The 21,218-nt window shown below is 40.8% G+C and carries 23 protein-coding genes; 3 read left to right on the top strand and 20 right to left on the bottom strand.

From position 1 onward, the window contains the following. Nucleotide 1: 1 nt before the first annotated feature. The 14 genes from rodZ to trmJ form a co-directional block, all read right to left on the bottom strand. Nucleotides 2-979 carry a cytoskeleton protein RodZ gene (gene rodZ, locus VCASEI_RS10070; RefSeq protein WP_089111226.1) on the bottom strand — a complete coding sequence of 326 codons (978 nt, stop codon included), beginning with the start codon at nucleotides 977-979 and terminating at the stop codon, nucleotides 2-4. Then, entirely contained in the window at nucleotides 969-1,736 is a 768-nt protein-coding gene (pilW, locus tag VCASEI_RS10075; RefSeq protein WP_086959432.1) for a type IV pilus biogenesis/stability protein PilW, read from the bottom strand. Before pilW ends, rodZ begins: the two co-directional genes overlap by 11 nt. Nucleotides 1,737-1,775: 39 nt before the next feature. Beyond that, on the bottom strand, nucleotides 1,776-2,894 hold the full coding sequence (locus tag VCASEI_RS10080) for a bifunctional tRNA (adenosine(37)-C2)-methyltransferase TrmG/ribosomal RNA large subunit methyltransferase RlmN (protein ID WP_086959430.1): 1,119 nt from the start codon (nucleotides 2,892-2,894) through the stop codon (nucleotides 1,776-1,778). Between the two features lie 161 nt (nucleotides 2,895-3,055). Beyond that, nucleotides 3,056-3,484: a nucleoside-diphosphate kinase gene (ndk, locus tag VCASEI_RS10085; RefSeq protein ID WP_086959428.1), complete on the bottom strand. Its 429-nt coding sequence runs from the start codon at nucleotides 3,482-3,484 to the stop codon at nucleotides 3,056-3,058. Between the two features lie 104 nt (nucleotides 3,485-3,588). Beyond that, on the bottom strand, nucleotides 3,589-4,884 hold the full coding sequence (gene pepB / locus VCASEI_RS10090; RefSeq protein WP_086959426.1) for an aminopeptidase PepB: 1,296 nt from the start codon (nucleotides 4,882-4,884) through the stop codon (nucleotides 3,589-3,591). Between the two features lie 320 nt (nucleotides 4,885-5,204). Next, nucleotides 5,205-5,396, bottom strand: a complete 192-nt coding sequence (iscX, locus tag VCASEI_RS10095) for a Fe-S cluster assembly protein IscX (RefSeq protein WP_086959528.1) — start codon at nucleotides 5,394-5,396, stop codon at nucleotides 5,205-5,207. 28 nt (nucleotides 5,397-5,424) lie between these two features. Further along, a complete protein-coding gene (gene fdx / locus VCASEI_RS10100) occupies nucleotides 5,425-5,763 on the bottom strand; it encodes an ISC system 2Fe-2S type ferredoxin (protein WP_086959424.1) in 339 nt (112 codons plus the stop codon). 74 nt (nucleotides 5,764-5,837) lie between these two features. Next, the gene (hscA, locus tag VCASEI_RS10105; protein WP_086959422.1) at nucleotides 5,838-7,688 is read right to left on the bottom strand and encodes a Fe-S protein assembly chaperone HscA; all 1,851 of its coding nucleotides are present in this window, start codon (nucleotides 7,686-7,688) and stop codon (nucleotides 5,838-5,840) included. A 51-nt stretch (nucleotides 7,689-7,739) separates the two neighbouring features. Beyond that, nucleotides 7,740-8,255, bottom strand: a complete 516-nt coding sequence (hscB, locus tag VCASEI_RS10110; RefSeq protein ID WP_086959420.1) for a co-chaperone HscB — start codon at nucleotides 8,253-8,255, stop codon at nucleotides 7,740-7,742. A 108-nt stretch (nucleotides 8,256-8,363) separates the two neighbouring features. After that, nucleotides 8,364-8,687 (bottom strand): iron-sulfur cluster assembly protein IscA, encoded by a 324-nt coding sequence (iscA, locus tag VCASEI_RS10115; RefSeq protein ID WP_086959418.1) that lies wholly within the window; start codon nucleotides 8,685-8,687, stop codon nucleotides 8,364-8,366. A 96-nt stretch (nucleotides 8,688-8,783) separates the two neighbouring features. Further along, complete coding sequence (iscU, locus tag VCASEI_RS10120) at nucleotides 8,784-9,167, bottom strand: Fe-S cluster assembly scaffold IscU (RefSeq protein ID WP_017024463.1); 384 nt, start codon at nucleotides 9,165-9,167, stop codon at nucleotides 8,784-8,786. Between the two features lie 33 nt (nucleotides 9,168-9,200). Next, nucleotides 9,201-10,415 carry an IscS subfamily cysteine desulfurase gene (locus VCASEI_RS10125; protein WP_086959417.1) on the bottom strand — a complete coding sequence of 405 codons (1,215 nt, stop codon included), beginning with the start codon at nucleotides 10,413-10,415 and terminating at the stop codon, nucleotides 9,201-9,203. Nucleotides 10,416-10,493: 78 nt separating this feature from the next. Then, a complete protein-coding gene (iscR, locus tag VCASEI_RS10130) occupies nucleotides 10,494-10,976 on the bottom strand; it encodes a Fe-S cluster assembly transcriptional regulator IscR (protein ID WP_086959415.1) in 483 nt (160 codons plus the stop codon). A 102-nt stretch (nucleotides 10,977-11,078) separates the two neighbouring features. Then, the gene (trmJ, locus tag VCASEI_RS10135) at nucleotides 11,079-11,810 is read right to left on the bottom strand and encodes a tRNA (cytosine(32)/uridine(32)-2'-O)-methyltransferase TrmJ (RefSeq protein ID WP_086959525.1); all 732 of its coding nucleotides are present in this window, start codon (nucleotides 11,808-11,810) and stop codon (nucleotides 11,079-11,081) included. Nucleotides 11,811-11,987: 177 nt separating this feature from the next. Between trmJ and suhB the strand changes: the two genes are divergently transcribed. After that, a complete protein-coding gene (suhB, locus tag VCASEI_RS10140; RefSeq protein ID WP_086959413.1) occupies nucleotides 11,988-12,791 on the top strand; it encodes an inositol-1-monophosphatase in 804 nt (267 codons plus the stop codon). A 137-nt stretch (nucleotides 12,792-12,928) separates the two neighbouring features. Here suhB and secF read toward each other — a convergent pair whose 3' ends face one another. From secF to VCASEI_RS10170, 6 genes are all read right to left on the bottom strand, one after another. Then, nucleotides 12,929-13,879, bottom strand: coding sequence for a protein translocase subunit SecF (secF, locus tag VCASEI_RS10145; protein WP_086959412.1), 951 nt, complete (start codon nucleotides 13,877-13,879; stop codon nucleotides 12,929-12,931). A 9-nt stretch (nucleotides 13,880-13,888) separates the two neighbouring features. Further along, nucleotides 13,889-15,739 carry a protein translocase subunit SecD gene (gene secD, locus VCASEI_RS10150; RefSeq protein WP_089111225.1) on the bottom strand — a complete coding sequence of 617 codons (1,851 nt, stop codon included), beginning with the start codon at nucleotides 15,737-15,739 and terminating at the stop codon, nucleotides 13,889-13,891. Between the two features lie 35 nt (nucleotides 15,740-15,774). Next, a complete protein-coding gene (yajC, locus tag VCASEI_RS10155; protein WP_086959409.1) occupies nucleotides 15,775-16,110 on the bottom strand; it encodes a preprotein translocase subunit YajC in 336 nt (111 codons plus the stop codon). Between the two features lie 112 nt (nucleotides 16,111-16,222). Continuing rightward, nucleotides 16,223-17,368: a tRNA guanosine(34) transglycosylase Tgt gene (gene tgt, locus VCASEI_RS10160; protein ID WP_089111224.1), complete on the bottom strand. Its 1,146-nt coding sequence runs from the start codon at nucleotides 17,366-17,368 to the stop codon at nucleotides 16,223-16,225. 87 nt (nucleotides 17,369-17,455) lie between these two features. Next, on the bottom strand, nucleotides 17,456-18,508 hold the full coding sequence (gene queA, locus VCASEI_RS10165; RefSeq protein ID WP_086959405.1) for a tRNA preQ1(34) S-adenosylmethionine ribosyltransferase-isomerase QueA: 1,053 nt from the start codon (nucleotides 18,506-18,508) through the stop codon (nucleotides 17,456-17,458). 93 nt (nucleotides 18,509-18,601) lie between these two features. Further along, complete coding sequence (locus VCASEI_RS10170) at nucleotides 18,602-19,507, bottom strand: hydrogen peroxide-inducible genes activator (RefSeq protein WP_086959403.1); 906 nt, start codon at nucleotides 19,505-19,507, stop codon at nucleotides 18,602-18,604. 201 nt (nucleotides 19,508-19,708) lie between these two features. Here VCASEI_RS10170 and VCASEI_RS10175 point away from each other — a divergent pair, with 201 nt between their 5' ends. Next, a complete protein-coding gene (locus VCASEI_RS10175; protein ID WP_086959401.1) occupies nucleotides 19,709-20,320 on the top strand; it encodes a peroxiredoxin C in 612 nt (203 codons plus the stop codon). A 145-nt stretch (nucleotides 20,321-20,465) separates the two neighbouring features. Beyond that, complete coding sequence (locus VCASEI_RS10180) at nucleotides 20,466-21,209, top strand: copper homeostasis protein CutC (RefSeq protein WP_086959400.1); 744 nt, start codon at nucleotides 20,466-20,468, stop codon at nucleotides 21,207-21,209. Nucleotides 21,210-21,218 lie beyond the last annotated feature (9 nt).

A 21,218-nucleotide genomic window follows, 5' to 3' on the forward strand; every position in this document is an offset into this window, starting at 1 on the left:
TCTATGGTAATGTCAATCGAGCAACTTTACCTGCCGTAAATCGAGAAAGATCAACAGGTTCATTGGCTAAAGTAATAGAAACCCCTTCTGGTGCTCCTAGAATAATAGAATAAGGCGTTTTACCTTCAAGAGTTAAGGACTGGCCAGCTTTTTTAAGACCAGTAGACAAAACATTACCGCTGCTGTCTTTTACTTGAATCCAACAATCATCTTTAAACGACATGGATAGGACATTATTCGCCGTTTCAGATGAAGAAAGTGCTTTGATTTCTTCATTTTCAGAAAGCTTCTCATCTGAATCTTTACTTAAGCTTGATGATTTATTGGCTTGAGTCATTGTCGACTCGGTAGATGACTGTACTGAAAAATCATTCATCGATTCATCATCCGTGTCAACATTCACTGTCTCATTTGATGGATCGTCACTTAATTCCGAGTTACTCGATATGTTTTTATCAGAATCAATACGATTAAAGTCATCACTTTGATCTTCTGTATTCATTTCATCGGAAGTCGGTGGCGAATAAGAAGAAGGCGCCAGCGTATCTTGCTGGTGATTTTGCCACCACCAGATCGAAGATATCCCTAAGATCACAACCAAGATCCCCCACGTTAATCGCATAATATGATTATCGTGCTGTTGCTTTTTAGTCTTTTGAGAAAAACTGTGCATGGGCTGCTCTTTGTGCTGCCCTCGTCCTGATTGCTCTAACGCAGATAAAATTTGCTTTTCACTGATACCGACAGCTTTAGCGTAAGATCGAAAATAGCCACGAATAAAAGTGGCTACTTGATAAGAGTCAAAATGATTACTTTCTATACTTTCAATGACAGAAACTTTCAAACGTAAACGTTCAGAGATATCTTTTTGGCTTAAGCCTAATTCTTCCCTGCGCTTACGGAGCATTTCCCCCGGAAGTAATTCATTTTTTGATGTTGGCGTTTCTAGCTCTGTTTCCGTATGATTTTCAGTACTCATTCTGCCTGTACTTCTGATATTGAATAGAGTCTGGATATTTCGTCTTAAGTATGTCGCCATACTTAGACACTAGCTCAGAATTATTATCTTTATGTTCTAGTTTTATTAACAAACCTAAGCTAACTGGACGGTATCCATATCTCTTATTAAACTTAAATAAACGAACCCTTGCATCGGAAAACTTGTCCTTTTCGATTTCCAACTCAGCCAATTGTAGCAATGACCGAGCCCTGCCTGGATCATGATCTAGAGCTCTTGAAAAGTACGCTGCGGCCTTTTCTTCGTTACCACTTTTTAATGAACACAAACCAGCATTTTCATAACTTGCAGCGACTAAATAGTAGTAAGGTTGCTCTATAGCACGGTTAAAAAATTCATCCGCTTTTTCGTATTCACCTTGCCGACATAAGAAAGCACCGTAGTTATTCAATACATCTCCATTTTTTGGAGAACTATCCAATGCGTCTTCATATGCTTGTTCGGCTAATTCATTTTCACCTACTTTTTGATAATAATAAGCAACAGAATTTAATGCTCGATAATAAGATGGCGCATATTTCACCGCCATTTCAAGATTTTCTCGAGCTTTAATCATGTTCCCTTCTTCTAAATATCCCAAACCTAATGAGATTCTAGCTTCAGAGGCTTTTATATTATCAAACTTAGCAGTATTTGGCTTGTCAGTCACTGTAACACAACCAACTAAGAAACTAACTACTAAAGTAAAAACTATCCTTTTAACGATTAACATGGGCATCTACCTAAATGTGCAAGAGGCCCAAAGTTATCTAATTAGTTAGATAGCCTTCACTGGGATTGGTTCCCCTTGTTGTTTTTGCTTGGTGCGTTTTGTTCTATCGATCACATCGCCGACTAATTGACCGCAAGCCGCATCAATATCATCACCACGTGTTTTTCTAACGGTCACGGTATAATCGTATTCCATCAATGTTTTTTGAAAACGATCAATACGAGAATTACTTGGTTTCTTATATGGTGACCCAGGATAAGGGTTAAATGGAATTAAATTAATTTTTGAAGGCGTATCTTTTAACAACTCTGCGAGCTGTCTTGCATGTTGCATATCATCATTAACATGATCGAGTAAAACATATTCAATGGTAACTCGGCCACGGTTGGCATTTGAAGAGGCAATGTAACGCTGAACGGACTCTAAAAATGCTTCAATATTCCAGCGATCGTTAATTGGCATGATTTGGCTGCGTAATTCATCGGTTGGAGCATGCAATGAAATTGCCAACGCAACATCGATATTTCCCGTCATTTGATCAAGACCTGAAACCACACCAGAAGTTGAAACGGTGACACGGCGTTTTGATAAACCAAAGCCTAAGTCATCCAACATTATCTCTAATGATGGGATTAAATTTTTCATGTTCAGCAAAGGCTCGCCCATCCCCATCATCACAATATTGGTAATGGGACGACGACCCGTTTCTTTTTGTAAGCCAATCTCACGTGCCGCGCGCCAAACTTGCCCAATAATTTCAGACACTTTAAGATTACGGTTAAAGCCTTGTTGACCTGTAGAACAGAACTTACATTCTAGTGCACAACCCACTTGTGAAGACACACACAAAGTTGCACGATCATCTTCTGGAATATAAACCGTTTCTACATCTTGATCACCTACACGCATAGCCCATTTAATGGTGCCATCATTAGAATGCAGCGCTTCTGAAACATAAGGGGCGCGGATTTCACAACGCTCTTCTAATTTAGAACGCAAAACCTTATTAATATTGTTCATTTTAGAGAAATCATCACAACCAAAATGATAGATCCATTTCATGATTTGATCGGCTCTGAAAGCTTTTTCATTTAGTTCTTCAGAAAAATACTGGCGTAGACCTTTGCGATCAAAGTCCAGCAAATTTACTTTTGTCATGGTCATGCTTTTCTCACTAATAGAACAATAAATAAGGGCGCGAATTGTACAGCCTTTATACATTCACAACAAGGTTTGTCGACATATCTAGGGGAAATAGTAGTAATAAAAAAAGAGGCCAAGTAGCCTCTTAATTATAGTGGTTTATTGCAAATTCATCGTAACATTTATGATCGTGGGCAAATTTCTGATTCAGGGAAAAAGAATTCAATCTCTCGTGCTGCTGATTCTGGGCTGTCTGAACCGTGCACTGAGTTTAAACGCATACTCACTGCGTAATCTGCGCGTAATGTGCCACATGCTGCTTCTTCTGGGTTGGTTTTTCCCATTAATTCACGATAACGTGTAATCGCATTTTCACCTTCAAGAACTTGAACCATAATCGGCCCGGATGTCATGAACTCTTTCAGTGGCTCAAAAAATGGTTTCCCTTCATGTTCAGCATAAAATCCACTTGCTTGTTCTTCTGTCAAGTGAACCATTTTTGCCGCGATGATAGTCAATCCGGCTTTTTCCATACGCTGATAAATAGCACCAATTAGGTTTCTCTCAACGGCATCGGGCTTAATAATTGAAAATGTTCTTTCTAAAGCCATTAGTTATCCTTAATTATTTCATTGAAAGGGAAAGTCACTATCCCTTAACGTAATGTTATATGAATGCTTTCTACTCACATTCTCTGATATTTCGTAACTGGAATCTATTTAGATTGGTCGACTAAAATACGGGCTAAAGTTCTTACTCCCATACCTGTCGCGCCAGCAGACCATTTATCACTTGATGTTTTGCGGTAGGTACCCGCACAGTCAAAGTGTAACCAGCCCTTTTTGTAATCATCGACGAAATAAGACAAAAACGCCGCAGCGGTACTCGCACCTGGTGCATATCCAGCACTTGATATGTTAGACATATCTGCAAAATTTGATGGTAGCATTGTTCGATGAAAGTCAGCTAATGGTAGCTGCCACAAACCTTCAGATTCTGATTCTGCACTTTTCAGTGCTTTTTGAGCCAACTTATTATCGAACGTTAGTAAGGCATGATAATCATTACCTAACGCATTTTTCGCAGCCCCCGTTAAGGTGGCACAATCAATAATCAACTGGGGTTTTTGCTCACAGGCAAACAGTAGCCCATCGGCAAGAACTAAACGACCTTCTGCATCCGTGTTCATCACTTCAACGGTTTTACCGTTCTTATAAGTAATGATGTCACCTAATTTAAGTGCTCGGCCTGAAATCATATTTTCTGCACAGCAAAGAATAAGTTTTACTCGCTTATTTAATCCACGAGCAATGGCAAGTGCTAGTCCACCAGTAATCGTACCTGAACCGCCCATATCCGCTTTCATTGAATCCATGAAACCTGATGCTTTAATACTGTAACCACCTGAATCAAAAGTGATACCTTTACCAACCAAACAAGCATATACAGGCGCATTGTCATCACCTGTTGGATTAAAATCTAATTGCAGCATGGCTGAAGTACGCTCAGAGCCACGACCGACGGCATAAATACCATCCCAACCTTCTGTCAATAAATCCTTATCCTTCACAATGCGGTAGTTTACCGAGCCTTCAGGCGCTAGTGATTTAATGAATTCACCGGCCATTGTTGCTAATTGACGTGGCGCAACTTCTTCTGCACTTTTATTGATGATATCGCGAACCCAATCCGTCACGGTAACACGTGCTTCCAATTCAACTTGTTGATTTTTTTCAAGCTCAGGCCACGTAACAAGATTGCCTTTTTTCGATGAACGAAACCCTTGGATAAAAGCCCAAATCGATTCAATATCCCACTGCTCGCCAACTAAGACGACTTTCTTGATGCCTTGAGAATCAAGCTTGCGACCTGCGCGCTGAACATTATCAATTGCCGATACTGAAGATGCATGAACAATTGCACCTTCTGACCCAAATGAAAGGATAGCGTTTTCTCCCCATTGAGCATCCGCTGGTTGACGAGAAATAGCGACTGACATCTGTGTTGACATTATTACTCCTTGCCTTCGTTTAAAAATGATCAATCACTTTCAAACACTATAGGCTTGTCATGATATTAAAATAAAAAGGCAGAATCCGAAAAAGCCTTAAAAACACTTCCACCATACATTGAAACGACAGTAAGAATATGAATATTGAAAAGTTACGCTATATCATAATATATACGATAACAAGTATCACTCTATGACCCTGATTGTTGTGGGCTCTATACCAAAACTCACTATCAAACTAGCGAGATGAAACTACCGCTAGTATCCAAACAACAAAAAAGCCTCAAAAGAGGCTTTTTCGGTCATTCAATAACCCTTGATTACACTTCATCCAACCAGCACAATAATATCGCTTCTAGGATCTTTTCATTAGAACGATTAGGTTCATCTTCAAAATCCTCTAACTCGGTAATCCACTGATGCATATCGGTAAAGCGCACTGTTTGAGGATCAAGATCTGGGAATTTTTCAGCCAATTCAATAGCAATATCTTGTGAATCCGTCCATTTCAAGCCCATAGCTTAATTCCTTATTCTAAGATTAATGTTTTTCTGATGCCAAGTTAATTGTATAACGAGGAATCTCAACTACAAGATCTTGATCGGCGACTCTTGCTTGGCACCCTAAACGAGACTCAGGCTCTAAACCCCATGCTTTATCTAGCATGTCATCTTCTAATTCTTCACTTTCTTCAAGAGAATCAAAACCTTCACGAATAACTAAATGACAAGTTGTACACGCGCATGACTTTTCACAAGCATGCTCTATTCCAATGCCATTTTTAAGCGCAACATCTAACACCGTTTCACCGGTTTCAGCTTCCAATACAGCACCTTCTGGGCATAAATCTTCATGAGGTAACACTATAATCTTAGGCATAATCCATCCTACTAAAGTTTGTCACTGATAAAGCCTATTCATCAACAACAAAGATAATTACATTAATGATTAAGTTAAATATCATCGACCGATTGGCCGGACAATGCGGCACGAATTGAAACATCCATACGACGAGAGGCAAACTCTTGACTCATTTTATCGGTATCTTTAATACCTTGTTCAATAGCATCCGCATCATCGCCATTACGCAATTGAATTAAAGCTTTCAATGAGGCCTCTATAGATTGATATTCATCAACACTAAGAAGCTGTTCACCATTCTCTTGTAAGGCAACCAATAACCCTTCAATGACACGATCCGCTTCTACTTTCTGCTCAGCTAATGCACGAGCTTGCATGTCTTCTTTTGCATACGTCATCGAAGCGCGAAGCATGTCAGCAATTTCAGTGTCACTCAAACCGTAAGAAGGTTTGACTTGAATATCCGATTGTACGCCTGTGCTTTTTTCCATCGCCGTAACGGATAAAAGACCATCAGCATCAACTTGATAGGTCACTCGAATATGAGCGGCACCCGCTTTCATTGGTGGTATACCATTTAAAGTAAAACGGGCTAATGAGCGACAGTCATCAATCATCTCCCTCTCACCTTGAGTCACATGTACTAACATGGCCGTTTGACCATCTTTGAATGTGGTAAATTCTTGCGCTTTCGCAACTGGGATTGTGGTGTTACGAGGGATAATTTTCTCAACTAATCCCCCCATAGTTTCTATACCAAGTGATAATGGAATAACGTCCAACAACAACATGTCAGAATCGGGTTTATTTCCCACTAAGATGTCCGCTTGGATACCCGCACCAATTGCCACTACTTCATCTGGATTAATGCTTGTAAGCGGAGTACGACCAAAAAACTCACCTACCATTGTGCGAACAAGAGGCGTGCGTGTAGAACCTCCGACCATCACAACTTCAACGACTTCGTTGTTATCCACTCCGGCATCTTTCAAGGCTCGACGACATGATAATAACGTTTTTTTAATTAATGGCTGGATCAGTTGATCAAATTGTTCGCGTGTAAAAGCAATGGTTTTACCTAAAACTTCCACATTGACAGAGTCGGCATCGGATAATTGAATTTTTGCTTGCGTTGCAGCATCCAAAAGTACGCGATGTTGTTCTGCGCTTAATTTTTCGGTAATGCCAACTTGCTGCTTAAAATATTCTAACAATAAATCATCAAAATCATCCCCACCAAGGGCAGAATCACCACCGGTCGCTAATACCTCAAACACACCTTTTGATAAGCGCAGCAAAGAGACATCAAACGTGCCACCCCCTAAATCGTAAACGGCAATCACACCTTCTTGGCCAGAGTCTAATCCATAAGCTATCGCGGCAGCCGTTGGTTCATTCAGTAAGCGTAACACTTTAAGACTGGCGAGTTCTGCCGCATCTTTGGTACCAGCACGCTGGGCATCATCAAAATAAGCTGGAACGGTAATCACCACACCTTCAAGTGCGTGATCTAAGGTTTTTTCAGCCCGTTCGGCCAAACTTTTCAGAATCTCACTAGAAACTTGAATAGGATTGACATGACCAGTAGGAATCTCAATTAAAGGCAACCCATTATCACTGGCTTTAAACTGATAAGGTAAATCGGCATAACGAGTCTGTACATCTTGTAATGAACGGCCAATTAACCGTTTCACTGAACTGATCGTATTCTTGGGATCTTGTTTCGCACGTAACTTAGCTTCATTACCTACTAAGATGACCTCCGCAGAATAATGCACAACCGAAGGCAAAATAGCCTGCTCATTTTCATCAACCAAAGGGCTACATGAACCATTTCTAACGGCTGCAACGAGCGAGTTAGTCGTTCCTAAATCAATACCAACGGCAAATTTATGTTGATGAGGAGCGGCACTTTGACCAGGTTCTGCAATTTGAAGTAACATTGTTGCACTGTCCTTTATTTATGAGCTGGGTGAATCGGCTTGATTGTCGCCTTATCCTAACAATTTATCTTCTAAGCGCTCTATTTCATAACGTAATTTATTCACAAATTTAAGCTTGCGTACGCTATCGGCTGCGACATCCCATTGTTGGGCGGCTAATTCAGATTGAAGACGCTTGAGATGCTCCTGATACATTCCTTGAACTTTATTATCAAAATCAAATAAAGCAGAGTCAGGATCAGAGGAATGAGGAATGTCTTCGATCGTTTCACGTAATTCCATTTGTTCCATTAAGAACTCAGGATCACTCATGGTTTGTTGTTCTGCTCGAATGTCCACACCTTGTATCAACAAAATGTATTCTGCACGCGAGATAGGGGATTTTAAAGTTTGATAAGCATCGTTAATTTCAGCGGCTTTTTGAACCGCCATCAAACGATCTCGCTCAGATGATGAAGCAAACTTGTCTGGATGAAAACGACGTTGAAGTTCACGAAACGTCTCAGACAAGGTATTGCTATCCAATTCAAACTGATTGGGTAAGCCAAATAATTCAAAATGGTTCATAGCGATTTTTGTCCGGTATATTTATCGGTTGAAAATACAATAACCGAGTTCTATTAAATGGCAATGGCACCCTAAATATAGAGTGCCATCAAGGTCTGAAAGTAGCATTTAAACGTTGAAGCTTTCACCGCAACCACATTCACCTTTTACATTTGGGTTGTTAAACCTAAAGCCTTCATTTAAGCCTTCTTTGGCAAAATCAAGCTCGGTACCATCAAGGTACACCAAACTTTTAGGATCAATAATCACTTTCACACCATCATGTTCGAAAATTTCATCTTCTTCATTCAGGTTATCAACAAATTCAAGGACGTAAGCCATACCAGAACAACCTGTCGTTCTTACCCCTAAGCGAAGACCAATGCCTTTGCCTCGATTGTCTAAGAAAGTTCTAACGCGATCAGCTGCCGCATCTGTCATGGTGATGGCCATACTTCAACCTTATATTTATCGGGTAATATATGTAAAAAATGAAATTTGTAAACTTAAAATAACGCAAGGGAAGGTGTTACCCTCCCCTTTGATTATTTATTGCTGATGTTTCTTTTTGTAATCAGACACTGCCGCTTTAATCGCATCTTCTGCAAGAATTGAGCAGTGAACTTTTACTGGTGGTAATGCTAACTCTTCAGCGATTTCAGAGTTCTTAATTGAAGCCGCTTCATCTAAGCTTTTGCCTTTTACCCATTCAGTAACAAGGGAGCTGGAAGCAATCGCAGAACCACAACCGTAAGTTTTAAATTTCGCATCTTCGATAATGCCTTCAGGTGATACTTTAATTTGCAGTTTCATTACGTCACCACAAGCCGGAGCACCAACCATACCACTACCAATAGAAGGATCTTCTTTGTCGAAAGAACCTACGTTACGTGGGTTCTCATAATGTTCAATTACTTTTTCACTATACGCCATAATCTATACCTCGAATTCTCGACTTCCTTGAGATTAATGATGAGCCCACTCAACAGTGTTCAAATCAATCCCTTCTTTGTACATGTCCCATAATGGCGACATGTCACGGAGTTTATCTACTGCTACTCGAATTTGTTCAACAGCATAATCAACTTCTTCTGCTGTTGTGAAACGACCAAATGAGAAACGAACCGAGCTATGTGCTAACTCATCATCAAGACCTAATGCCCGTAAAACATAGGAAGGCTCAAGGCTTGCAGATGTGCATGCCGAACCAGAAGAAACAGCAAGATCTTTAAGTGCCATTAATAATGATTCACCTTCAACAAACGCAAAACTTACGTTGAGGTTATTGGGTAAACGTTGTTCCAAATCACCATTGATTGTGACCGCTTCCATGTCTTTAACACCATCCAACAGGCGGTTACGCAACATTAGAGCGTGATCATAATCTTTTTGCATATCTTGTTTTGCAACAGCACAAGCTTCACCCATACCCACGATTTGGTGAGTTGGAAGTGTCCCTGAACGGAAACCTCGCTCATGACCACCACCGTGCATTTGTGCCTCAAGGCGAATACGTGGCTTACGACGAACATAAAGTGCGCCAATACCTTTCGGGCCATAAATCTTATGAGCAGACAGTGAGATCAAATCCACTTTTAAGGCCTGAGTATCAATAGGCAACTTACCTGCAGATTGAGCAGCATCCACATGGAAAACGGTTTTGTTTGCACGACAGAGTTCACCAATCGCTGCAATATCTTGAATCACACCAATTTCGTTATTCACATGCATAATAGACACTAAAACCGTATCTTCACGTAATGCCGCTTTAAATTTTTCAAGATCAATAAGACCATTACTTTCTGGATCAAGGTAAGTCACTTCATAGCCTTCACGCTCTAATTGGCGACAAGGATCAAGTACCGCTTTATGCTCAGTTTTACAAGTAATAATGTGCTTACCTTGCTTAGCATAAAAATGCGCAACCCCTTTAATGGCAAGGTTATCCGATTCCGTCGCCCCAGAAGTAAACACAATTTCACGAGGATCTGCATTTAGAATGTCAGCAATTTGCTCACGAGCATGGTCAACGGCTTCTTCTGCTTGCCAACCAAAACGGTGAGAACGAGATGCAGGGTTACCAAAGGTGCCATCCATCGTCATAAATTGAACCATTTTTTCAGCCACACGAGGGTCGACCGGACATGTCGCTGAATAGTCAAAATAAATAGGCAGTTTCATTCTTTGCTCCAATGTAAAAACTTATTGCTCACATAAAAAGCGAGCATTTATACCGGTAGTGTGTCTGCTAGATTACGATTAATTTGAAGCGTAATTCTTATTACCAAAGCTATTATTGACTACCAGTTCAATATTTTGACGCTCTGAAATATCAAGGACTTCACTATCACGCATTAATTCACCCAGCGTAATACCATCTAAGAACTCGCTGATCCGAGAACTTAAGTCATGCCATAGCGTGTGTGTTAAACAACGAACTCCGCCTTGACAATCGCCTTTACCTTGACATTTTGTCGCATCAACTGATTCATCGACTGCGGCAATCACAGCACCAACTGCGATATCATTCGCATCAATACCTAAACGATAACCACCGCCGGGACCACGCACACTTGCCACTAAGCCAGCTTTGCGTAATCGAGAAAAAAGTTGCTCCAAATAGGATAATGAAATCCCTTGGCGTTCTGAAATATCAGCTAACGGAACCGGCCCTTTATTTGAATGTAACGCTACATCCAGCATGGCTGTTACCGCATATCTTCCTTTTGATGTGAGTCTCATATCGCACCGTGTCCACAGTAAGTATGTGGACTCTATATTTTCATACCTGACTAAATTGGTCAAGTATTAAATTGACTAATTTAGTCAGGTATTCGTAAGTGATTATTTTTTATCTGAAATTGACTTTTCAACCGAAGTAAGAATACCTCTTAGCATATTCAATTCTTGTAATTCTGGTCTCACACGGCTAAATAAACGACGTAATTTGTTCATCACCAGGTTAGGTTTATCTTTGGATATAAACTGGGTCTCAAACATGACATTTTCAAGGTGTTGATAAAATAATTCCAACTCTTTATGTCGAGGGTATTCTTCTTCAACGGGAGTTGAATATTGCTGAGCATCATCTTCCAACCAAGCCATACGGATTTCATAGCTTAATGTCTGAACCGCCATGGCTAGATTTAAAGAACTATACTCAGGGTTAGCAGGAATGCAGACATGATAATGACATTTTTGAAGCTCTTCATTTGTCAGCCCTGTTCTTTCTCGCCCAAATACCAGAGCAACTTTGCCCTTTTTAGCTTCTTGAATAAACTTAACGCCACATTCCCTTGGTTCTAGCATTGGCCATTCAAGCGTGCGAGAACGAGCACTTGACCCAACAACCAAAACACAATCATCAACGGCTTCTTCAAGACTATTAACGATCTTAGCATGTTGAGCCACATCGCCAGCACCAGAAGCTAAAGACATGGTCTGTTCATCGACCTCACATTGAGGCGATACCAGAACCATTTCAGTCAATCCCATGACCTTCATAGCTCTCGCTGCTGAGCCTATATTACCGGAATGAGATGTCCCAACCAAAATCACTTTTACATTATCTAGCATGGTATTCATCGTTAACGTGAAAAATTGGCCGAATCATACCATATATTGGAATAAAATAAGCCTTTCCTTAAACTCTATGCTCAACAACTGACCAAAAAATAGTCGCTTTCTATTTAGATAAACTTTGGTATACTGCACGCCGCTTTTTCGTTCTTTAACATCCGTTGGGAAAACTATATGCATCCTATGCTAAATATTGCGATTCGTGCTGCACGAATGGCTGGCAATCATATTGCTAAATCTGCAGAAAATACTGACAAAATTGAAACCACTCAAAAAGGTCAGAATGACTTTGTTACTAACATTGACAAAGAAGCAGAACAGCTGATTATTGATACCATCAAAAAATCTTACCCTGATCACTGCATCATCTGCGAAGAAAGCGGTTCTATTGATGGCAAAGATACCGATGTTCAATGGATCATAGACCCACTGGATGGCACGAATAACTTTGTAAAAGGTTTCCCGCACTTTTCTGTTTCTATCGCAGTACGTATGCGCGGTAAAACCGAAGTTGCTTGTGTTTACGATCCTATCCGTAATGAATTATTCACCGCACAGCGTGGTTCTGGTGCACAACTGAACAATGCACGTCTTCGTATTAATCCAATTAAAGATTTAAACGGCGCAATCCTTGCTACTGGCTTCCCATTTAAGCAAAAGCAACACGCTGAAAGCTTTGTTAAAATTGTGGGTGGCTTATTCACTGAATGCTCAGATTTCCGTCGTACTGGTTCAGCCGCACTCGATCTTTGTTACTTAGCAGCAGGCCGTGTTGATGGGTATTTTGAGCTAGGCTTAAAACCTTGGGATATCGCAGCAGGCGAATTGATTGCTCGTGAAGCTGGCGCGATTTTAACCGACTTCTCAGGCGGCACGAACTACCTTGCTTCGGGGAACCTTGTTGCTTCAAGTGCTCGTGGTGTGAAGAATATTCTGAAACACGTACGTGAGCATGCCAATGAAGGAATGATGAAATAATCACCTCTAGATAAACATAAAAACGCCAATACTTTGACGTATTGGCGTTTTTTATTTTAAAAGATCCCAAACTAAAGATAATAAAAAGGACTTTGAAATACATTCAAAGTCCTTTTTATTTAAATAGAATATGCAGATTAAGGCATCATTGAATCTTGATCCGCACCTTCTTTCTCGACTTGCGTTGGCATTAAGTGCTCGCGGGTCAACCCGAGTTTTAAGGCCAATGCAGAGGCAACGTAAATCGATGAATACGTACCAACCGTGATACCCAATAGCAATGCGAGTGCAAAGCCATGAATATTCGCACCACCTTGCATGAACAACGCAATAACCACAAACAATGTTGTACCAGAAGTAATTAAAGTACGACTAAGCGTTTGAGTAATTGACTGATTAATAATGCCATCAGGCTCGTCATTTCTCATTTTACGGAAGTTTTCACGAATACGGTCAAATACGACGATAGTATCATTCAGTGAATAACCAACCACCGTGAGTAACGCGGCTACAATAGTTAAATCAATCTCAATTTGTAAGAATGAAAAGACACCAAGCGTAATGATGACATCATGAGCCAAAGAGAAGACGGCACCTGCAGATAAACGCCATTCAAATCGCATTGATACATAAAGTAAAATACAAATCAACGAAACCAAGATCGCAAGACCGCCGGCTTCTGCTAATTCGCCACCCACATTAGGGCCAACGAATTCAATGCGCTTCAATTCAACTTGATCGCCCGTTCCTTTTTTCAAAGATTCTAAGACTTGGTTACCAATAACCTCACCTTTAGCGCCTTCACGAGGACGCATACGTACCATCACATCGTGAGCAGAACCAAAGTTTTGTACGGTTGCATCTGCAAATCCATCTTTTCTTAATGCTTCACGCAACACTGGTAAGTTCGCAGGTTGCTCAAAAGTGACCTCAATTAATGTGCCACCAGTGAAATCTAACCCCCAGTTAAACCATTTGGTTGAGATCGAGAACAACGATGCAGCGATCATTAACCCAGAAAACACAAAGGCAAACTTAGACCAACGCATAAAGTCGATCGCTTTGCTAGTTTTCAATATTTGAAACATAACTATTCCTTAGATCGACAATTTTTTCAGATTACGTTTGCCGCCATATATCAGGTTAACCACACAACGTGTGCCGATGATAGCCGTAAACATAGATGTTAAAATACCGATAGACAGAGTAACGGCAAACCCCTTAATCGCACCTGTACCGACTGCAAATAGAATAATTGCGGTGATAAGGGTGGTGATGTTTGCATCTGCAATGGTACTGAAAGCGTTGGCGTAACCTTGGTGAATCGCTTGCTGAGGACTACGTCCTTCTTGCAGCTCTTCACGTATCCGCTCAAAGATTAGTACGTTAGCATCAACGGCCATACCAACAGTTAATACAATACCGGCAATCCCTGGAAGGGTCATTGTCGCCCCTGGAATTAAAGACATAATACCGATAATCAATACCAAGTTAGCCATTAATGCCATGTTGGCAATTAACCCAAACTTACGGTAATAGATTAACGTAAATAGCATAACTGCCACCATGCCCCATAGACAAGCTTGCATTCCTTTATCGATATTTTGTTGGCCCATTGATGGCCCAATAGTTCGCTCTTCAACAATGGAAATAGGTGCAATTAAAGCACCAGCACGTAATAACAAGGCAAGGTTATGGGCTTCTGCCGAGGAGTCAATACCGGTAATTCGGAAGCTACGGCCAAGTGCTGACTGAATCGTTGCTTGGTTAATTACTTCTTCATGCTTAACGAGTATCACTTTACCTTCGGGGCTACGACGACCGCTGTCTTTGTATTCAGTGAATACTGTCGCCATTAACTTACCAATATTTTTCTTAGAGAAGTCAGACATTTTACTGCCGCCTTCACTATCTAATGAAATATTGACTTGTGGACGTCCATATTCATCAGCACTAGAACTTGCATCGGTAATGCTTGAACCACCTAAAATCACACGTTTCTTCAATACAGCTGGGCGACCATCTTTATCAAACTTCACTTCACTGCCTGGTGGCACACGGCCGTCAGCCGCAGCTGCTAAATCGGCTTTATCATCCACTTCGCGAAATTCCAGCGTTGCTGTCGCTCCTAAAATTTCTTTAGCACGAGCGGTATCTTGAACACCTGGTAATTCAACCACTATACGGCTTGCGCCTTGGCGTTGAACCAGAGGCTCTGCCACACCTAATTCATTTACACGATTACGTAAAATAGTAATATTTTGCTCAACCGCATAATTACGAATTTCCAGTAAACGAGCATCAGTAAACTTTGCAATTAAAGAATTGTTATTGCCTTCAGTGAAGGTCATGTCGCGGTGTTTATCGGCAAGAATGCTCTTAGCTTTTTCTAATTGTTCCGCATTACGCAGAACAATTTCAACGCCGTCTTTGTCAATAGGCCGAATGCCGCGGTAACGAATGCGTTCATCTCTAAGATCACTTCGAAAAGATTCTTCCTGCTGGCCGACCAATTTTTCCATCGCAGCATCCATATCCACTTCCATTAAGAAGTGAACACCACCACGTAGATCAAGGCCAAGCTTCATTGGTGTGGCACCGATCGTGTCCATCCAACCTGGCGTGGCAGGGGCTAGATTCAAAGCGACAATATAATCTTTACCGAGTGATTGAGTAATTAAATCACGAGCACTAATTTGTGAGTCAGTATCTTTAAATCGAACGAGAACAGAACCATTTTCTAAGGCAACTGACGTGGTTTCGATCTTTTTCTCTTTGAGTACGGTATTAACAGAATCCAGTGTAGACATGTCAACTGAGGCGCCGCGCGCCCCAGTGACTTGTACCGCAGGATCTTCACCGTAAATATTTGGAAGCGCGTATAGCGCACTGATGAGAATGACTGTAGCCACCATCAGATACTTCCATAACGGGTAACGGTTTAGCACAGCGATTATCCTTTAGCTGTTATAGCAAGCTATAATTAAAGAGATTTAAGCGTACCCTTAGGCAGCACTGCTGTAACAAAATCTTTTTTAATCGTGATTTCATTCGTCTCGTTCAGCGCTAATAAGATGTAGTCAGTATCATCTGAAATTTTAACGATCTTACCAACTAAACCACCACCAGTTAGAACTTCATCGCCTTTTCCCATCGATGCCATCAAGTTTTTATGCTCTTTTACACGCTTAGCTTGTGGACGATAAATCATGAAATAAAAGATAACCGCAAACATACCAAGCATGATGAACATTTCCATACCGCCACCAGCAGAAGAACCAGCGGTTGATGCGTGTGCTTCAGAAATAAATAAGCTCATTAAAACATTTCCTTTTCTATAATTTAATAATCGGTTTATTAATTGGGTTTCCCTGTACCATTTTCAAGGCAAAGAGATAACTTAACTCACTTACAAAGTTAAGAATTTCAGCTTATTGTGCGCTGCTTCTTATTTCTTTTTGCAGTGGTGGCACTTCACGATCACGTCGTGCATAAAACTCTTGTACGAATTCCTCGAAACGATCTTCATCAATAGCAAGACGAATACTGGCCATTAAACGTTGGTAATAACGTAAATTATGAATCGTATTTAAACGAGCACCGAGTATTTCATTGCAACGATCAAGATGGTGTAAGTACGATTTCGAATAATTTTTACAAGTGTAACAGTCACAATGCGGATCAAGAGACGATGTATCGGTTTTATGTGATGCATTTCGGATCTTAACGATGCCACCAGTAACAAACAAGTGCCCATTACGTGCGTTTCGAGTTGGCATCACACAGTCGAACATATCAATACCACGACGCACACCTTCAACTAAATCTTCCGGCTTGCCAACTCCCATTAAGTAACGAGGTTTGTCTTCTGGTAATTGAGGACAAGTATGCTCAAGCATATTATGCATATCTTCTTTCGGCTCACCAACGGCTAAGCCTCCAACCGCATAACCGTCAAAACCAATCTCGGTTAGGCCTTTAACAGAAACATCACGTAAGTCGCCATACACCCCACCTTGGACAATGCCAAACAGTGAGTTAGAATTTTCTAATTTATCAAAATGATCACGGCTACGCTGTGCCCAACGCAATGACATTTCCATCGACTTCTTTGCTTCATCATGAGTAGCAGGGTATGGCGTGCACTCATCAAAAATCATCACAATATCGGAGCCGAGATCTTTTTGGATTTCCATAGACTTTTCAGCATCCATGAAGATACGGTCACCGTTTACCGGGTTACGAAAGTGTACCCCTTCTTCGGTGATCTTACGCATTTTCCCTAAGCTAAATACTTGGAAGCCGCCTGAATCGGTTAAAATAGGACCTTGCCAATTCATGAAATCATGTAAATCGCCATGAAGTTTCATAATTTCTTGACCTGGTCGAAGCCATAAATGGAAAGTATTGCCAAGCAGTATTTCTGCTCCTGTGTCTTTCACTTCTTCAGGTGTCATTCCCTTAACGGTACCGTAAGTACCGACAGGCATAAATGCCGGCGTTTCAACAGAACCTCGTTTGAACGTTAAACGTCCACGACGAGCCACGCCATCTTTTTTAATTAGTTCGTATTCCACGAAGCCTCCAAAATGTCGGATAAACAGTCCAACGAAAATCGACTCTCAATTGATCGAGTCTTATCTATTAAGTAACAAAATTCTAAATTATGAATCTCGTTTAGTGACAAACATCGCATCCCCATAACTAAAGAAGCGATATTCTTTATTTACTGCGTGCTTATAAGCTGCCATTACATTGTCATAGCCAGCAAAAGCACTCACTAACATAATCAGTGTTGATTCAGGCAAATGGAAATTAGTGATCAAAACATCGATCAATTGATACTCATACCCTGGATAAATAAAGATTTCAGTATCACCAAAAAATGGTACGAGTTCTGTTCCCTTTTGCTTGGCATCTTGAGCGGCGCTTTCTAAAGAACGAACCGATGTCGTTCCGACAGCAACAATTCGTCCACCACGTGCTTTGGTTTCAGCTATCGCATCAACTACGTCTTGTGGCACTTCCACGTATTCAGAATGCATGTGATGATCATTAATGTCATCGACACGAACCGGCTGAAAAGTACCTGCGCCAACATGCAACGTCACATAGGCGAATGATACTCCCTTAGCTTTAATCTTATCCAAAAGCTCATTATCAAAATGAAGCCCAGCGGTAGGCGCAGCGACTGCACCAGGCTTTTTATTATAAACTGTTTGATATCGTTCTTTATCCGCATCTTCATCTGGGCGATCAATATAAGGAGGCAATGGCATATGTCCGACATCATTCAATACCTCCAATACGCTTTTATCTGAATCAAAACGAATTTCAAATAACGCATCATGGCGAGCCACCATTACCGCTTTAAATTCATCATTTTCACCTAAGAACAATTCATTACCCGGTTTTGGTGATTTCGACGCTCTAACATGCGCAAGAATGCTTTTTTCATCAATAACTCGTTCAACCAATACTTCTATTTTTCCGCCGGAAGCTTTACGTCCGAAGACTCGAGCAGGAATAACTCGGGTGTTATTAAAAACCACCAAATCTCCGGCTTGAACAAGATCAAGCACATCCGTAAATTGCCCATCGGTTAGCGCTCCTGATTCCCCATTTAATTGAAGTAAACGGCTCGCCGTACGTTGCGGTTGCGGATAACGAGCGATCAGCTCATCTGGAAGTTCAAAGTCAAAATCAGATACTTGCATGAAGGGTCACTTTCTTAAGGCTAAACAGTTATTCAATTTGAAAATTAGCGGTCTATAAATCAGGCGGTAGTATAGAGTTTGAAGCGTCTTGAATCAAAGTAAACCTTCAACAACCTTTGCTAACGCTTCAAAAGTATCAATTCGGTTAGAGGTGGGCCGCCAAATAAGCCCAATCTCTCGATAGGCATTTTTGCCCGGAGGCTTAATAACTACTAAATTCTGGTTATCAAGTAACCCATGATCAATCGCCATTTGTGGAATGAACGTTGTACCTAATCCATTAGCAACCATTTGAACAAGTGTATGTAAACTGGTGGCAGAAAAAGGATTTATTTTTTCCTTTTTCGTTAAACGGCAAGCAGAAACAGCGTGCTCGGTTAAGCAGTGTTCATTCTCCAGTAAGAAAACCGATTCATCGGGTAAGTCATCATAACGAAAGGGGATTCTAATGTCGTTAGCTTGTTGTCGGCTAATTATCATTCGAAAAGGGTCTTGCCCGACAATTCTGCATTCCATACCATCAATATCAACAGGCATGGCGAGGATTAACACATCTAGATCACCATGACGCAATGCTTTTAATAAATTCCCCGTGGTGTCTTCTCTTAATAACAAGGTCAACTGGGGGAATTGAAAATTGATTTTTTGTACGAGATCGCCAAGTAAAAAAGGAGCAATAGTAGGAATACACCCCACCCTTAACTGACCTTGCATATTACCACCTTGGCACAACGATCCCAATTCTAGTAAATCTTGACTTTTTGCGAGTAACTCTCGCCCTTGCTTAACTACTTTTTCCCCCGCCAAAGTAAATACTAAAGGACTTTTCTTATCTTTCTTTTCATACAACGGACAACCAATCAATTGTTCAAGGTTTTGAATACCTTTACTTAACGTCGATTGACTCACAAAGCAACGTTCAGCAGCTTCGCTAAAATGTCGTGTTTCATACAGCGTCACTGCATAATGAAGTTGTTTTAAACTAGGCCATTTAGTCATATTAAATTTCTATGATATTCCATCGTAATTTCGTTCTGATCACAAAATAACAATAATCGTTTTTTTCGATTAAGTTAATCGGTTTAATTCGCTTTTTTTCATACTACAACTTGTACTATAGTTTGTCTCGCATGAAACATACTCAAACAGAGTGGTTTGAGTATCGATGTTTTATATCAAAGCCAATTTAGGAGCAAAATAATGGTACTAGTAGGTCGTCAAGCCCCAGATTTCACAGCTGCAGCAGTTTTAGGTAACGGTGAAATTGTTGATGCATTCAACTTTACAGAATTCACTAAAGGCAAGAAAGCAGTTGTTTTCTTCTACCCTCTAGACTTCACATTCGTTTGCCCATCTGAGCTAATTGCTTTCGACAAACGTTTTGAAGACTTCCAAGCAAAAGGCGTTGAAGTAATCGGTGTTTCTATCGATTCACAATTCTCTCACAACGCATGGCGTAACACAGCTATCGCTGATGGCGGTATCGGTCAAGTTAAATACCCTCTTGTTGCTGACGTTAAACATGAAATCGTAAAAGCTTACGATGTTGAGCACCCTGAAGCCGGTGTTGCTTTCCGTGGTTCTTTCTTAATCGACGAAGATGGTGTTGTACGCCACCAAGTCGTAAACGATCTTCCTTTAGGTCGTAACATTGATGAAATGCTACGTATGGTTGACGCACTAAACTTCCACCAGAAAAATGGTGAAGTATGTCCTGCACAATGGGAAGAAGGTAAAGCTGGTATGACTGGTTCTACTGCTGGTGTTGCTGCTTACTTATCTGAGCATTCAGAAGATCTAGGCAAAAAATAATTTAGTTTAAAAACTCTTTAAAAAGTCCGCCTAGTGCGGACTTTTTTTATCATATATAAATACCGACTCCTAGTGATATTCATCATTTTTATTTGCCATATTATCTTCTACAATACACCTTCACCCTTTATAGCAAGAGAACACAATGAGTATTAATTTGGAAGTCTGCATTGATAATTTAGAATCCCTTCACCTTGCTATTGCTGGCGGCGCGACTCGAATTGAACTGTGTTCATCACTTGCCCTTGGTGGGTTAACGCCAAGCTATGGTTTTATGAAAAAATCTGCAGAGATTTCAAGCATACCGGTTTACGCTATGATCCGCCCTCGCCAAGGTGATTTCCTTTATAGCGCTGAAGATATTGAATCCATGATTGAAGATATTCATATCGCAAAGAAAGCGGGTCTACAAGGTGTAGTATTTGGCACATTAAGCGCAGAAGGCAATATTGATATGCCATCCGCTCGCCTATTGATGAAAGCCGCTAGCAATTTAGGGGTCACGTTCCATAGGGCGATTGATCAATGCAATGACTATAAACAAGCCATCGAAGACATTGCCGAATTGGGATGTGAGCGTATTTTGACGTCTGGATTGGCAAGCAATGCAGAACAAGGAACTGAGGTAATTGCAGACATGGTAAAACGTGCCCAAGGTCGTTTTTCTGTCATGGCTGGAGCAGGAGTGAATATCCATAATGCAGTCACTATTATCAGAAATACGGGAGTAAGTGAAATTCACCTATCCGGTAAAACCACTCGCCCAAGCCACATGCAAGTGCTTGCTAATAAAGCGAAAATGGGCGCAGATTCAGTGGATGACTTTGCCATTCCAGTGACGAACCCTGAGACGATTCAATCGGTTAAGCAAGCTATTTCAATACTGTAACAACTCGTG

This window comes from Vibrio casei, assembly GCF_002218025.2.
GTDB classification, from domain to species: Bacteria; Pseudomonadota; Gammaproteobacteria; order Enterobacterales; family Vibrionaceae; genus Vibrio; species Vibrio casei.

Bases quoted from the DNA above. Each gene is read 5' to 3' on its own strand.
- trmJ (WP_086959525.1), bottom strand. From the start codon at position 11,810: ATGCTAGATAATGTAAAAGTGATTTTGGTTGGGACATCTCATTCCGGT.
- VCASEI_RS10080 (WP_086959430.1), bottom strand. From the start codon at position 2,894: ATGACCATGACAAAAGTAAATTTGCTGGACTTTGATCGCAAAGGTCTA.
- iscA (WP_086959418.1), bottom strand. From the start codon at position 8,687: ATGGCCATCACCATGACAGATGCGGCAGCTGATCGCGTTAGAACTTTC.
- VCASEI_RS10180 (WP_086959400.1), top strand. From the start codon at position 20,466: ATGAGTATTAATTTGGAAGTCTGCATTGATAATTTAGAATCCCTTCAC.
- queA (WP_086959405.1), bottom strand. From the start codon at position 18,508: ATGCAAGTATCTGATTTTGACTTTGAACTTCCAGATGAGCTGATCGCT.
- hscB (WP_086959420.1), bottom strand. From the start codon at position 8,255: ATGAACCATTTTGAATTATTTGGCTTACCCAATCAGTTTGAATTGGAT.
- rodZ (WP_089111226.1), bottom strand. From the start codon at position 979: ATGAGTACTGAAAATCATACGGAAACAGAGCTAGAAACGCCAACATCA.
- suhB (WP_086959413.1), top strand. From the start codon at position 11,988: ATGCATCCTATGCTAAATATTGCGATTCGTGCTGCACGAATGGCTGGC.
- iscR (WP_086959415.1), bottom strand. From the start codon at position 10,976: ATGAGACTCACATCAAAAGGAAGATATGCGGTAACAGCCATGCTGGAT.
- yajC (WP_086959409.1), bottom strand. From the start codon at position 16,110: ATGAGCTTATTTATTTCTGAAGCACACGCATCAACCGCTGGTTCTTCT.
- VCASEI_RS10170 (WP_086959403.1), bottom strand. From the start codon at position 19,507: ATGACTAAATGGCCTAGTTTAAAACAACTTCATTATGCAGTGACGCTG.
- secF (WP_086959412.1), bottom strand. From the start codon at position 13,879: ATGTTTCAAATATTGAAAACTAGCAAAGCGATCGACTTTATGCGTTGG.
- hscA (WP_086959422.1), bottom strand. From the start codon at position 7,688: ATGTTACTTCAAATTGCAGAACCTGGTCAAAGTGCCGCTCCTCATCAA.
- pilW (WP_086959432.1), bottom strand. From the start codon at position 1,736: ATGCCCATGTTAATCGTTAAAAGGATAGTTTTTACTTTAGTAGTTAGT.
- iscU (WP_017024463.1), bottom strand. From the start codon at position 9,167: ATGGCGTATAGTGAAAAAGTAATTGAACATTATGAGAACCCACGTAAC.
- fdx (WP_086959424.1), bottom strand. From the start codon at position 5,763: ATGCCTAAGATTATAGTGTTACCTCATGAAGATTTATGCCCAGAAGGT.
- ndk (WP_086959428.1), bottom strand. From the start codon at position 3,484: ATGGCTTTAGAAAGAACATTTTCAATTATTAAGCCCGATGCCGTTGAG.
- VCASEI_RS10175 (WP_086959401.1), top strand. From the start codon at position 19,709: ATGGTACTAGTAGGTCGTCAAGCCCCAGATTTCACAGCTGCAGCAGTT.
- pepB (WP_086959426.1), bottom strand. From the start codon at position 4,884: ATGTCAACACAGATGTCAGTCGCTATTTCTCGTCAACCAGCGGATGCT.
- VCASEI_RS10125 (WP_086959417.1), bottom strand. From the start codon at position 10,415: ATGAAACTGCCTATTTATTTTGACTATTCAGCGACATGTCCGGTCGAC.